Source organism: Aquirufa sp. (genome assembly GCF_964796385.1).
In genome coordinates this window covers 79,678-94,430 of record NZ_CBAUBA010000006.1, presented here as the reverse complement: position 1 = coordinate 94,430, position 14,753 = coordinate 79,678, and the positions used below count along the sequence as shown (strand labels likewise).

The 14,753-nt window shown below is 39.9% G+C and carries 11 protein-coding genes; 1 reads left to right on the top strand and 10 read right to left on the bottom strand.

Going from position 1 to position 14,753, the window contains the following annotated elements; all coding sequences use genetic code 11:
* The coding region (locus AC1W6K_RS03740) for an ABC transporter ATP-binding protein (RefSeq protein WP_481946488.1) at window positions 1–338 on the top strand (338 nt) is incomplete at its 5' end.
* Here AC1W6K_RS03740 and AC1W6K_RS03735 read toward each other — a convergent pair.
* The 10 genes from AC1W6K_RS03735 to AC1W6K_RS03690 all read right to left on the bottom strand — a co-directional run bounded on the left by AC1W6K_RS03735 (window position 335) and on the right by AC1W6K_RS03690 (window position 14,728).
* Window positions 335–1,030, bottom strand: a complete 696-nt coding sequence (locus tag AC1W6K_RS03735) for an ABC transporter permease (protein ID WP_481946487.1) — start codon at window positions 1,028–1,030, stop codon at window positions 335–337. The two genes, AC1W6K_RS03740 and AC1W6K_RS03735, sit on opposite strands and share 4 nt — an antisense overlap.
* Before the next feature lie 2 nt (window positions 1,031–1,032).
* The gene (locus tag AC1W6K_RS03730) at window positions 1,033–1,572 is read right to left on the bottom strand and encodes a DUF4199 domain-containing protein (protein ID WP_481719570.1); all 540 of its coding nucleotides are present in this window, start codon (window positions 1,570–1,572) and stop codon (window positions 1,033–1,035) included.
* A 5-nt stretch (window positions 1,573–1,577) separates the two neighbouring features.
* Complete coding sequence (locus tag AC1W6K_RS03725; RefSeq protein ID WP_481946486.1) at window positions 1,578–2,096, bottom strand: hypothetical protein; 519 nt, start codon at window positions 2,094–2,096, stop codon at window positions 1,578–1,580.
* Between the two features lies 1 nt (window position 2,097).
* A complete protein-coding gene (locus AC1W6K_RS03720; RefSeq protein ID WP_481946485.1) occupies window positions 2,098–3,372 on the bottom strand; it encodes a dihydroorotase in 1,275 nt (424 codons plus the stop codon).
* Between the two features lie 47 nt (window positions 3,373–3,419).
* Window positions 3,420–3,800 carry a glycine cleavage system protein GcvH gene (gene gcvH / locus AC1W6K_RS03715; RefSeq protein WP_481719573.1) on the bottom strand — a complete coding sequence of 127 codons (381 nt, stop codon included), beginning with the start codon at window positions 3,798–3,800 and terminating at the stop codon, window positions 3,420–3,422.
* A 64-nt stretch (window positions 3,801–3,864) separates the two neighbouring features.
* Window positions 3,865–10,980, bottom strand: a complete 7,116-nt coding sequence (sov, locus tag AC1W6K_RS03710) for a T9SS outer membrane translocon Sov/SprA (RefSeq protein ID WP_481946484.1) — start codon at window positions 10,978–10,980, stop codon at window positions 3,865–3,867.
* 18 nt (window positions 10,981–10,998) lie between these two features.
* A complete protein-coding gene (gene ruvA, locus AC1W6K_RS03705) occupies window positions 10,999–11,592 on the bottom strand; it encodes a Holliday junction branch migration protein RuvA (RefSeq protein WP_481946483.1) in 594 nt (197 codons plus the stop codon).
* A 1-nt stretch (window position 11,593) separates the two neighbouring features.
* Window positions 11,594–13,036: a lytic transglycosylase domain-containing protein gene (locus AC1W6K_RS03700; protein ID WP_481946482.1), complete on the bottom strand. Its 1,443-nt coding sequence runs from the start codon at window positions 13,034–13,036 to the stop codon at window positions 11,594–11,596.
* Window positions 13,033–14,442 carry an Asp-tRNA(Asn)/Glu-tRNA(Gln) amidotransferase subunit GatA gene (gene gatA, locus AC1W6K_RS03695; protein WP_481946481.1) on the bottom strand — a complete coding sequence of 470 codons (1,410 nt, stop codon included), beginning with the start codon at window positions 14,440–14,442 and terminating at the stop codon, window positions 13,033–13,035. The genes AC1W6K_RS03700 and gatA overlap by 4 nt, the downstream gene beginning before the upstream one ends.
* A 79-nt stretch (window positions 14,443–14,521) precedes the next feature.
* On the bottom strand, window positions 14,522–14,728 hold the full coding sequence (locus tag AC1W6K_RS03690) for a Sec-independent protein translocase subunit TatA/TatB (RefSeq protein ID WP_315575355.1): 207 nt from the start codon (window positions 14,726–14,728) through the stop codon (window positions 14,522–14,524).
* Window positions 14,729–14,753 lie beyond the last annotated feature (25 nt).

Genomic DNA, 14,753 nt, shown 5'->3' with positions numbered 1-14,753 from the left:
AATTAATCGTTTTTCTTCAAAATCTCGGATTCATACCTGCCGAACTAGACCTACTCAGCTTCGAAAAATACATGGAATTAAGCCCAGGAAAGGGAAAATTGATCAAAAATTATTCATCAGGCATGCGGCAAAAAATTAAATTGGCCTGTGCACTCCTTTCTCCCCGACCAATTCTTTGCCTAGATGAACCAACCTCCAATTTAGACGAACAAGCCAAAAAATGGTTTATCGCCAAACTCTCCGAAAATAGATCTAAAATGATATTCATAGCTTCGAATGAAGCCTTAGAAATTGGGCTATGTGATCACCAGATAGCCATCGTTGATTTTAAAAATTAACGAAATTTCAACTTCAAGCGCAACTGAATCAGCGCAAAAACAACTAGGTTAAAACCAACAAAAAAGCTTATACTACCTAATTCTAGTACTCCTTTACTTATTACTTGGTAGTGTTCAAAAAGGGAAATAGATTCGAGGGAAGGGAGTTCTTGAGGAACTTGCCAACAAACAAAATTGAAAAGTACACCTAGCACAAATGCGAGTGCTTGTTTTTCAACTAAAGCAGACGCTAAACAGCTAAGCGATATAAATGAAAAACAAAGTAAAAGAATACTGATATACCCACCTGCAACTAAAGAAGCATCGTAATTTCCTATCGGATTGCCGAGTTGGCCTATCGAATAAACAAATACTCCAGTAGGCAATAAAACAACCATCACAACCATAAACAAACCTAGCAATTTACCCAAGGTTATCGATTCCATCGAAATAGGCAAGCTGCGCAATAAATCAAATGTTTTTAACTCAAATTCCTCCGCAAAAGAACGCATAGCAAGAGCTGGAATAAAAAATAAAAAGAACCAGGGATTTAAATCAAAAAATACGGTTAATTCAGCAAAACCAAACTCCAAAATATTTCCAGTCAGATACCAAACATACAGACTCAATAGCACATAAAAAGCCACCATGACGCCTAAGCCAATGAACGAACTAAAAAATGCCTTAAATTCTTTTTGAATAATAACCCACATACCTATTCGTCGAAAACAGATTTTTCGCGCTTCAATACACCTGAAACAATCAAACCTAAAATAAACATAAACAAAATAGTTACGAATACAATAATCACAAATTGAACCCCAGGCCCCATCATCATCTTCGTGATTTTCTCTGCATCCTCAATCTGACTATTCGTTAAGCCTTGTTCTTCCAATCGCTCCCGCGCTAAATCAAGTTGCTTTTGAACTACCCCATTATCAATAAATTGTAAATAGATGTAATTAAATGCCCCTGCAATTAGCCCCCAGATAGCCCCCAATAAAGCAGATGCACCTAAACCTTGCCCATAACTCATAAACCCATCATTTTCAGCACGCACCTCCCGCAAAGCCAAAACTAAAATTGTTACATTAATGACAAGCGTGACAATTGTGGTAACCCAACCTAAGGTTTCCGAAAAGTCATCCTCCAACCCACTATATTTAGTTATAAGTGTAAAAATAAAGCTCAATAATCCGCCTATAGCGCCCCATTTTAACAAGATTATACTTGTTGACGATCTTTGAGTATCCATGGTATTTATTGTTTAAAGTATAATGAAATTAATAGATTAGGTAAAAAAGCTAAGGCCAACTTTTGGCTAAAATCATCTTTGGCAATACTATACGCATCAATTCCGCGAATACCTTCTTGCAATTGCGTGTAATAGGCCGCTCCTTCCTGTTGGATGATTGCCTTCTGATACTGAACCAACTCGTGTAAACTACCACCAACATATTCCTGTAACCATAAAATACCAGTTGGACTTTGATAAAAGAAATACAAAAGTGAAGCTGATAAGGCGGCCGTAAATACTACATATATATATTGAAAACCAAACAACTTCAAAAAGTGAACGGAACTACCGCGGTTTTTACCCACAAACAATTTCGCTAATATCACCTGTCCGCATAAAATGAACACATAATTAGGTGCCTTCTTTCCGCCTAACGGGATAATGCCATTTTCATGTACAATATAACAATAGGCGATTAATGAAAATAGAGTAACTATGGCAACTAGAACCAAGCGAGGCAATTGAGAAACAAAATCTTTCATCTTAGTTTTTGGTCAACGAGTCACCTTGAATGACACAATGTATTTGATGTGCGAAGGTATGTCCTAGAAAACAGCTATTCTTGGATTTACTCTTGATCATCGACTCTGCATATGGTTCTTGAGATTCTTCAGTAAAGACCAGACCTTGACAAGTCGCACCTACTTTGAGTTCAGGTATCTGAATTCCAAGTAATTGAGCAGGTTTCAGACTTATAAAATCGAGTGCATGTTTAATCTTACGATCCATCGCAGCTTGCGCAAAAGCGACAAATAGCGTTTCAAGGCCAATCGTACCAAATGATGCATGATCAAATTCCACCGCTTTTGATTCAAACTCAATCGGATGATGATCAGAAACAACGGCATCAATCACGCCCGTTTTAATTCCATTCCACAAACCTTCCAAATCTGCCTCCGTTCTGAAGGGAGGGAAAACTTTTTTATTAGTATCAAAATCAGCAACCGCAGCTTCCGTAAAAACCAGTTGGTGCACCGCAACATCCGAAGTCACTGGTAAACCTTCTGCTTTCGCTTCTCGAATTAATTCAACAGATTCAGCCGATGATAAGCAAGAGAAATGTAATTTAAACGAGCTAGAGGCCCCACCAAAGTCATGGGTGCGCACATATCTCAGTAAATCCAAATCACGTTTGATGCTTAGTGTTTCCGCTAAAACAGGGATTCCTTTTAAACCTTGAAGTGTTGACTGAAGTCCTTCATGAATTTGACCATACATTGATAGAGAAACGGTATCTGGACGAGAAACCACCGTTACCGGCAAGGTTTGCAAGTACTGCAGACACTTAGCCATTAAATCCACATGCTGCAACGAACCAGCCCCGTGGCCAAACCACGATGCTCCTGATTGATGTAGATCAAATAACTCCGCAAAATTTTCGCCTTTATTATCCACGGTAAGCGGAGCCATGGCATGGAAACCCTTTTGCCTAATAAACTGAATCGATTCAGCCGTTTGCGCCACCGGCTCACCCGTTGGCAATAAAACCATATCCAAAACACCACCCTGCAAAGCTGCCGCTTGCAATGTGGACCAATCCTCCCGAAACTCACCACCCGGTAAGGTATGGTGAACGCGCAAATCAACTACGGAAGGCGACCATGAGGCATTCTTTTCCTCAATCACAACATCCGCCGAAGCTTGAATCGAGGTAGAAATCTCAATCCACTGCCCATTTTCAGCCAATAGGTCCATGCGCTTACCGAAAAATTCGGAGCGACTATCTTGAATGGTAACTTGCTTAATTAATATCCGCATGTCGTTTCTAAACTAAAAAAAAACCCTGAAAATCAGGGTTTAAAATATCAATGAGCTACAAATGCTTGATAGGTTGCTACGTCCATTAAGGAATCTAAGTCGCCTAAATCACTTGGCTTTAATTTAATAATCCAACCAGCACCGTAGGGATCAGAATTTACTAATTCTGGGCTATTGTTTAATTCGGTGTTAAACTCAACCACTTCACCAGCGACAGGTGAGAATAAATCAGAAACTGTTTTCACCGCTTCTACTGAACCGAAAACGGCATCTTTAGCGACCGATTTACTTACTGATTCTACTTCGATAAAAACGATATCACCTAATTCACCTTGAGCGAAATCGGTAATACCCACAATCGCAATATCACCTTCTAATCTAATCCACTCGTGCTCTTGCGTATACTTTAGTTCTGCTGGAAAATTCATATGTACTGTATTTTTGCTTGCAAAGGTCACGAAAATCACGCGTGAATGCAATAGTTTTTTCTAATTATTCACTTAAACTATATCGGATTTGGAAACCACCTGCGGCTGTTGATCGGAAAAAAGCATTGGAAACTAATGGGTTATTCATCATGCGGTCAAAATATGCTGTAACCGATAATTTATCACTAACCGCATAACTTAATTGAGGACGGAATTGGAAATTGATAAATCCTTGCGTCACAATCGTCTCCGCATCTAATTTTCGTTGTAAGGTTCGCGTATCACGAATGGTTAAATTCATATTGAATCGCAAATCGTTTGGTAAACGAACGGACCGACCATTAATTTTAAAAGGAATTAACATATTGGCTCGCGTGAACCCGATCGAAAAGGTCAAATCTTTATTGGACAATTCAGCAACTTGCGAGTTGGCTAAATTCAATCCCACATTCCGGTCTTGATTATATTCCAAACGTAGGGTAACCCGACTTTTCGTAATCGCATTTACGCCGATTAATGGTGAGAAACGTTCCGTAAATGAAATCGTACTCATCACATAAACTGGAATTAAATTATTAGTTACCGGATCAAATCGAGATGATAATGGATACAATAAACTATTCAATGTCAAATTCCGGAAGTCATTCTCAAATTGACCATATTCCAATGAAGACACAAAATTACCCACACTATACGTGCTTGAATACATGTGTGTAATGGTAAATGAACTGAATTTCTTCGTGATCCATGGTAATAAATTCAAGCCATTATAATCCACTTTCCAGTTAGGCAATGGCAAATTATAGAAAGGTGAGAATTTGACCTTGTCCGCAGGAACGCCAGAATAAGCCGCAAAAAAAGCAGGAATCAATACATCTTGGGAATTTTTATTATAGGCCCCTCCCTCTCCAAAATTCGCACGATTTAACCGATCCAAGATGACTTGTCGGTTCGTCCGAAACGATTCAAAAACACTTTCCGCGTTTTTAAAAGCAGTAACAAATGAAAGAAAGGACATCGAATAATTCCCTGATCGCAATGGACTCTCACTCCTGAATGGTCCGCCCAAAACTGCTGGTCTATAAAATTCCTGGTAATTATCGCCTTTGGTATAATTTCCATCTAACGTCACACGGAAATCTTTGTTGGGCTCTAGCTGCGTCGTATATGTAAACCGCTGGTTACGTAACTGGGTAAAAGGTATATTTTGATACGTACTTTTAGAAAGCCAGCCATTTTCAGCTGCTTTAAAACGAATGGCATCGCTTTGGCCACCACTAATAAAATCAAAACCAGGTGCTCCAAAATTTCCATTCATTCCAAATTTCCCGGGAGGCAACAAGAATCCCGGCAGGGTCGTTGATTCATTAATCGAATAATTCACTTGAATACCGCGTAAAGTCAGTAATAAACGCGTCACAGAACGTAAAGCATTTTTAGGGGCGATGTAAATATTATCCTCATCACCTGGGTTACGCGCCACATTCTTGCTGTCAGTCGAAGGTGTATTTGCCCAGCGCAACGCTCGAATGCGGTTATATAACGAAACAAAATCTACCTTACCCGAAATACCTCGCTCACGCGTATTTTTAATAATATCACCAAAAGCTATTCCATCGTCATCACTAATATTCAATGAATTTGCATAGTAATTATACCCCACGCGATGCGTATAATCCGCATTCATCCAGTCAGTTAAAGGCAACTTCTGCAATGGCAAGCGCCAAATCATTCCTGCTTGTTGGTCAAACTCCTTTGCCCGACCCAAGGCCTTGATATTTGTAATTACATAATCATCGTAACCCGGCACAATGATATCACCAAGGGGTTCATCAATAATCGCATTAACCCGCGTGTTATAATTCAGCACCATACTCTTCGTCAAATTCCAATTGACCGCGTACTGTCGGTTGAAAAACCAGTATTTTTCAAATAAAGGAGTCACACCCAGCGTAGAGAAATCTGAATTACGCAATTGGGTCTTGACAAATGATCTGTCCATTTCCGCCCGTACAGCAATTGAGGATGGAATTAAATTAATATTAAAATCTTTTAACAAACTCACCCATTGCGAATTCCAATTCGTTTTTCCGAATGGCTCCCAGAAAATTGAATTGGCAGCATACGTATATTGGACACTTCCCCGCTGACTAAGCTGTCGATAGGTATCAATCAACACACTTGATCGTACCATTTCAACTTGCGCATACGAGAAGGAGAAATTTGAGAAATCCCATAAATAGGCATGCTTCGCCAACGTAGACCGAACCTTACGTACGTTGGTGAAATTGAAACCTTGTCGGGTAGAACGATCTTCCACCAAACGCCGGTAATCATCCCCCAAAGGTTTATCCGACAAGAATATGTCCGGATCTAGTGGATCAAATTGGGGGGAGATGGCCCGATTATCATAGGTAATAAAGAACGGAATACGGAAACCCCATTTAGCAGGCAAAAATTTCTCCAAATTTAAATTAGCTGTAATCCCATATTCCATCATGTTATCACGCGAACGTTCCGATATTTTGGACTGAACACCGCCGAAACCATAGTTTTTAAATGCCCCATTAAATGTCAATTGACCTAAATCGGCCAATTTAACCGCCATTTTTCCCAATGCCGCCGAGCCTGAAGTTTGATCAAAACCTGATGCCCGCAACTCATTCACCCAAACACAGAATGATTTATTCTGTGTATTTTCACCCGGATTCCGCACCCCAATCATCAGGGTCATGCTGGCACTCTGATCAGGCCGACCCATCACTGTAATCTTATATTTCTTACCCGTCGAGCTTGTCATAATCAGGCTAAATCGCTTATCCAACGATTTCCCTTGTCGGTCACGCTCAATTTTTACTTGCTTCAATAAATCAAAATCAACATCAAACTCATTCTCCATAGGCCAAATCTCTAAGTCCAAACTCTGCCCCTTTTGTGTCTGAATCAAATTCGCATTTTCAACCTCATAGTAATTGTCAGTCAAGTCCGTTCCTATGCGCATAAAGGCAGCCACATTACCCACATTCGCATCTTGACTTTGCATCGAAACAAACATGCGCAAACGCTTATAGTTAATAAAGTCGAACATTGTGTTTTTAAATACACCGCGTGCATCACCCGGACGAAGATTATCGACACATAAACTCATCGACTGCTCATTCAACCGGGCATTATTGATGGTAGTCACATCCTGATCACGGACAAATCCTGGAGGAACGACATACGGAATCGTATTCACACCCTTAGAAGCGGGACCATTTTCTTCAATATTTACACTTGTCACACGTAATTCAGTGCCCGGTGTTTCCGGAATATCCTGTCCATTTCTTTGGTCTAATTGGCCAATAAACTTACGATATGAATAGCCCGACAACTGTAATTGAGCAAAACGAAGTACGACAGGCTCTTCAAACTCCTTCAACATCATCCGGAAAAATCGAATCGATTTAAAACCCGTAATGCCATTGACAGCTTTATACTTACTCTTGTCTTTGATCGGAATTCGGAACAAATACCAATCGACACCACCCTCTGTGATTTTATCGACAATGAAGTTTTGGCCAACTTGCATGCCTTTTTTCAAATCAACCTCATATTCAAAATATGATTCAACTTCATTAATTGTATTATCATTATTCAAATCCTCCCGATCAGGCATCATGCTATTCGCTTCCGTAATAATCGCGTTTGTTGGATTATCCGTATTAGGTGAATTATTCTCTAAACCCATATACTGCTTATACCGCTGAATAATACTTGGCGTAGTTTGATATGAGTCGCTCAAATAATGGACAAAATCATCTCCCGCAGGGTCTTTTTGAATAGCCGCCAGTGCTGCGCTGTTGGTAACTTTCGTCCGCGTCTGATTTAAATAATTGCTAAAGTAAGTCGTTTCGGATAGGTTACCCGCCTCGGTGGTCACGTTTGGCAAACCGTCTAAACCAATATCTTGCTGCGCACGGCCACCCTGATTATCAAATGCATTAATGACAAACTGGCGCTTGGGTGCAATACCGTAATTTGTCTTCTCCACATTACCTCGAACCGCATCGATAATCTTCTCCCCCGCTGGAATTCCATTCTCAAAATTTGAATATCCATCAGGCACAAAATCCTCTGATACATCCCCTAAATGGAACATTAATTTACCTCCCTTGGTATTATTTTTATTGAAAATTCCATCGCGAATCTTTCCTGTTTCACCATCAACAAATGGATTCATTAGCCAAAATTCAATCTGCTCCACATTCGCATTATCGAAATCAGTATCCGCTAAAATGGCACGTGTTATTGCCCCAAAATTCGTTTTTGGATTTATGAGTAGCCCGTCGGCCGACAAATTTGGATTAAAATTATAGATACCACGCTCTGCTGGGAAATAGGCCACATCCAACACGCCAATGGGCAAATTCGTAATATTATTAGCAAAATCTTTGTTGGGAAATAAACCTTTTGGCGTAACTACCCGCTCATAGGCATACGCATTAATCTCCGCCGCATCGAGTCCAGGAACATCTAATGCAAAGCCTCCCTGACCATACAAACTGGCATCTACTGTATATGCTGAAATCTTTGCTCGCTTAAAATTAGAAGCTAGTTCACGCGGATTCGTTCCTGCTGAAAAATCTACTGGCACAGATCCAGGTTTCCACATGGTAGGCTGGCTACTCATCGAATAAACCACCCGAGCAGACTCAAAATCGTCAATAAAGGCATTTCCCTGTACGCGATCATTTACGTTAGGAAGTAATTTTGCCGCTTCTCCCTGAAAATCAATGACTGAAGTTTCCTTGGTCGAAATGAATGGAAGCGCATCTAGCATTCGCGTTAAACCATTTGATTTCTTCAAAAGTGATACATCAAAACCTAACAACGTATTATTTACCGGCTCATTCCCTATGGCTACACGACGCAAAAAGGCAGGTGGCGTTTCACTCATTCGCTGGACAGTTGCACCCAAATGTATATCCTGTCCTAAATTATAATCGAGTCGTGTACCCAGTAATGAACGCACTTGATTCGTAAATAAATCCGGTTTCTCATAACAAATCTTCAATTCGCGGCCCGAATTAAATACCCCTTCATTGATAATTTTAACTTTTCCCGATTGCCCTTCCACAATAAAATCAGATCCCGGACTAAGGAGTTGGCCCCCTGCAGAAACGGTCACCGATTTAGGTTCCACACCAAAAGGCAAATTAATATCACCTCCAGCACCAGCTTGAAATGACCCTTTTAAGAAAAATTTGTTTTTTGTTGCCAACTGCTGTGCATCGGTAAGCGTCTTTTTGTATAATTCAGTAAAGATGTATTTGTCAAGCAGACTCGGATCCGACTTTAATTTTTCAGCCAAACTTGAACCAAATGGCTCCAAAACAGGGAAAATAATCCGACCATTTTTTGAGTCAATGGTTATATCTTCCACATAATCAAAATTACCGTCTGGCTGGGGATCACCCGCATAGTTCAATTTATCTAAGCCTAATAAATTCACATAAGGCGTATCCTTGATTGGGGCATTTCCTTCAATAATATTGGAATTATCAATGCCGGTTGCATCATCTTTATACACAATGCGCAACTGAAAATTTTGTTTGGATAGCGCACTTGTATTCAAGGTGTAAATATTCTTCATCATCAAATCCCACATTGGATGTTCCAAATGGTTCCGCACAGTAGATGATTTTAACATTTTTAAAACTAAAACCTCATTGTCCTGACGAATCTGATAATCTTCAGTTAGCTCTCCTACCTTATACCGGCGGCCATTCAACGTATATTCATACGCGACCGCAAGTACCTCATCGTTTCGTAAAGGAGCTACTAATGAGATGTAACCCAACTGCGAGTTGAATTTAAACTCACGCTCATTTAGTCTTTTGGCACCTTTTAACATGTCAAAGTCTGTTCCGCGGGTAAAACCGTAACTAGATTCTAACTCAAAAGAAGCTTGATCAGACCGACGAATTTGCGCGTCATTAGTCAATTTTTGGAATAACGTATTTGCATTATTATCTACATACGTAGATCCAGCATTGACTTGAACGCGCGGATTATAGGGCTTAGGTTCTGCCAAATCGCTCAAAGCAACTAAATTTCGTAAAGTTTCTGTACTCTGAGTACGGTTTGTAACATAGACCTCAACACGTGTAACCGTTATACCGCTCACTATCACAGGCATATTTCGCAATGCACGTTCGTAATTATTTCGAAAATAGGTTGATAAAAAGAAATGCCTATTTTCATCATATTGATCAGCCCTAATTTCAAAGGAGCGTCCTTGCGTACCTCCTTTTAGAGTAATGCAATCCTGCTTGGAACGCTGCTGCGCGGCAACAACCGTCACATCCAAATTCCCAAAACGCATCAATGTCTTTAAGCCAAATAAATTCTGAACCCCCGGAATTAACTGTGAATTAAGCGTCCAAGACGTATTTCCTGCCTCTATATTTTGTAAAATATCTTCTTCTTGCGTCTTCCAATTCAATTTCAATTGATTCTGAAAATTGAAACTGGCCTTCGTATCAAAGTTTGTATTCAAATTCAACTTATCCCCAATTTTACCCTGAAAATTTATTTGTGCTTGTTCGTTGAAAAACAAATTGCCCACATAGCGCAATTGTACAGGAATCGAGGGATTATCAACAAACTGGCCCATATACCCAATGTCCAACAATAAACTCCCGTTCGGTTTAAAGTAAATTTCAGATCCTCCAAAAATTCGATCAATCGAAGGTGGTAATTCAATTTTGGGAAAAAGTCCGCGGCTTTGGATGGAATTATTCCCATCAATGCCTTTCGCATAATCGGTCCAAAAACTTCGATTTACTTGGGTATTTTGTCGCTGATAATAATTCTCCAATGAAAAAGTACGCGTTGGATTAACGGTTAGATTTCCGACCTGATCTTTTTGAATAATTTGGCCGTTGGCAATTTCAGTCAAAGTCCTCGCTCCTTTCACGGAATAGATCGAAAATGGAGAACGACTCGTTGATGTACTGTAGCTTGATAAAGGGGTCTTTTTGAGAATATAACGTGGCTTTCTGCCACTTTTTTCTAAAATTTTACTCGAATCAATCGCTAATTCTTGGGCTACTAGATTAGTGGAAAAACAAAGACTCATCACCAACAAGAACTGCTGCGCTTTTGAAATCCAATGTTGTCTATGACTAATTTGCACGAATCTAATTAAAAACGATTAACGTAATGCAAGCTTAATTAATTGCTCAATCGAAGCATCTGGATTTGCTTTTAATAACTGATCCAAACTTTTTTCAGCGGCAATTCTAGGAAGACCTAACGTCACTAAAGCAGCTAAAGCTTCATGTTTTACGCCAAAACTCTTGTCATGCGAAGCAGCACCTGCACCTGCATCCACAAACAAGATATCTTTCTTACACTTATCTTTTAATTCCAGAATAACGCGCTGGGCAGTTTTCGAGCCAATTCCTTTTATTGACTGAATCAGACCGAGATTCTCATTCATAATTGCAGACCGGATTTCTCCGGACGAAAAGGAAGAAAGCATTACCAAGGCAGTACTCAAACCAATACCAGAAACACTAATTAGATCTAAAAAAAGATATTTTTCATCCATGGAATGAAAGCCAACCAAGGTATGAGAGTCTTCCTTAATTTGTAAATGCGTAAATAAATGACAAAGCTCACTGCCATCAGCTAAAGCGTCATATGTTTGAAGCGAGATCTTAACCTCATAACCCACACCTTGCACATCGATGATGACATGCGTCCGGTCTTTGTGCGCCAGTTTACCTTTTAAATAAGCGATCATATTAGGAAATTCGTAAGCGCATTCCCGGGCGTAAAATAGCCTTTGAACGCAAATGATTTAATTTTTTTAATTTCTCAACGGTCAATCCGTTATGCCGTTCGGCAATATCAGACAAGGTATCTCCAGACCTTACTTTGTAGTATTTAATATACTTTTTAGTCGCAGGTTTACGAGTAACTACTGGAATAGAGTCAGCAGGTATATCAAAACTAGATGATGCCAAATTTACTTTTTCACGAATACGCGTATAATACGCAATACGCTTTCCTTTCTTTAACCGATTGGAGCGCAAGTGATTTACGCGCTTTAATTCAAATACTGAAACCCCTACAATCCGCGCAATGTCATATATGCTTTGACCGCGCTTTACAGTGATAGTTTTCTTAACTAATCGGTCCACAAATTGAAAAGCCAAACTATCTGAACGACTGACATATCCTGCCGAATCTAAGATAGCAAGGCGGTTGGCCTGAAAATAGGCAACTTTATCTTTAGGAATTCGAATGATAATTTTTCGCACATCCGCTGGTAAAATCGCAGCTAAAACATGTGGATTTAATACGCGAAATGTATCATTAGAGATCGATGCTAACCGATTTAGTAAAGCCAAATTTAAATATCCCTTCACATGAATCGTATCCGAAGGAATAACTTGATGATATTTTTCAGCCTGAATTGCATGATCCCAATTGTAATTCATCATGTAGGTCATGGCAATAAATTGCGGAACATAGGCACGTGTTTGTTTGGGTAAACAGTTATAAATTCCCCAAAAATCACTTTTCCCACATTTTCGAATCGCACGTTTTACATTGCCAGGACCCGTGTTATAAGCCGCTAATGCCATGTGCCAGTCTCCAAAAATCCGGTGTAATTGGCTTAAATATTTACACGCAGCCTCTGTCGCTTTCTCAACATCAAAGCGCTCATCTACAAACGAGTCAACGCGCATACCAAAATCACCACGTGCCGTATAGGGCATAAATTGCCACAAACCCGCGGCTCCTTTATTGGAAAGTGCTTTCGGTTCTAAACCTGATTCAATTAATGATAGATATTTTAACTCGTCAGGAAGATTATACTGCTTTAGGTATTTTTCGTAAATCGGAAAATACGTATCGCGTTTCTCCAACATCCGTTTCGTAAACTCCGCTTTTTTAAAGGCAAAATATTCAACAAATTGATGCGTTTGAAGATTATAATTAAGTGGGATTCGTTGTTGCAACGAAGCTAAACGCTTTTGCACTAATAGCGGATCAATCATTAATGCCGTAGGCAATCCCTGTTCTACATTCGCTAACGAATCAGCAAAATTCAATTCATCGTTTGGAAAATAAGATTTACCCACATTTACTTCCTGCGGATATGGCGTAGAGGCTGTTATTTGCGCAGAAATACGCAAAGCAAAAAGACAAAATAGAACGACTAAACCAAGTTGTTTCATGATGCTTGAATCATTTTCGCAAAGTTCAATAATCCCGCTTCATCAAATGACCTTCCCATGACTTGGAAACCCATCGGCAATTGATTTGAATCCACGCCCATCGGAATAGATAAGGCAGGCAATCCCGTCACATTGGCCTGAACAGTAAATAAATCACCTAAATACATTTGCAATGGGTCTACCGTTTTTTCTCCCAAACGGTAAGCCGTAGAAGAAGTGGTAGGCGAAATAATATAATCTACATCAGCCAAAATAGCCAAAGTACGCTCTTGAATTAGCCTCCGAACCTGCTGTGCTTTCGTATAATAAGCATCATAATAATCAGCACTTAACACAAAAGTGCCCAACATGATCCTACGTTTAACTTCTTCACCGAAAGCCTCTTCCCTTGTCTTTTTGTACAATTCCATCAGATCGCGCGCATTTTCAGTCCGATGACCAAATTTAACGCCATCGAATCGCGCTAAATTAGAGCTCGCCTCAGCTGTAGTTAAAACATAATAGGTGGGGAGCATTTGGTCTAAATACGCAAAATCAACGCAAACTACCTCAACACCAGTTGATTCGATAGCTTCCACTTGCGTAAAAAAGGCATCTCGTATTTCACTTTGTAAACTTGGGTGTTCTATGATTTCTTTAATATAGGCAATACGCTTTTTCGGCTGATATGCCATATTTGGCACCTCGGTCAACGTACTATCATAGCCGTCTTCTCCCTCAATGCACGCTAAAACCAAGGACAAATCTTCTAAATGATGTGCCATAGGTCCAATGGAATCAAACGATGATGCATAAGCGATTAAACCCCAGCGTGACACACGACCATAAGTTGGCTTCAACCCCAAAACTCCACAAAAAGCAGCTGGCATGCGGATTGAGCCACCCGTATCTGTCCCAAGTGAGACCTGACACATGCCGGCTTGAACGGCTACGGCTGAACCGCCTGAGCTTCCACCTGCCACATGAGCCGTATTCGCAAAATTTAAAACGGGACCAAAAGACGAATTTTCATTCGTAGATCCCATCCCAAACTCATCGCAGTTTTGTCGGCCTATGATAATCGCATCCGCATCCAATAAACGCTGAACTGCGGTAGCAGAAAAAGTAGATTCAAACCCATTTAATATTTGACTTCCTGCTTGGGACCCGTGCGATTCGTAGCAAAGTAAATCTTTAATACCCACAACTAAACCTGCTAATGAGCCGGCTTGTCCCGCGGCTATTTTTTGATCAATTACCTCGGCGCGCGCTAATGCCTCATCTCGGTAAACAGCTAAAAATGCATTCAGCTTATTATTATGCGCATCTATTTGGGCTAAATGATTTTGAATTAAGCCAACGCACGTTTGCTCACCTGCATTTAACTGCCTACGAATTTCCGAATATGGGAGGGGCAATTGATTCATTAAAAAGGGGATTCATTAAAACACAAAAGCATAGTTGGCGTAAACACCAACTATGCATTTTAAAACTAAAATCGAAAGATTACTTCTTCGTTTCGTCTAGTTCTTTATTGATTTGATCTTTTACTTCATTTTTGGCATCTTGGAATTCGCGGATACCTTTTCCAAGTCCACGCATCAATTCAGGTAATTTTTTACCTCCAAAAAACAAAAGAATGGCTAAGCCGATAAGTAATAATTCACCACCACCTAATCCATTTAAAAATAGTAATATACTTGAGATGTTCATTGTGTCAATTTTTTAATTTTGTAAA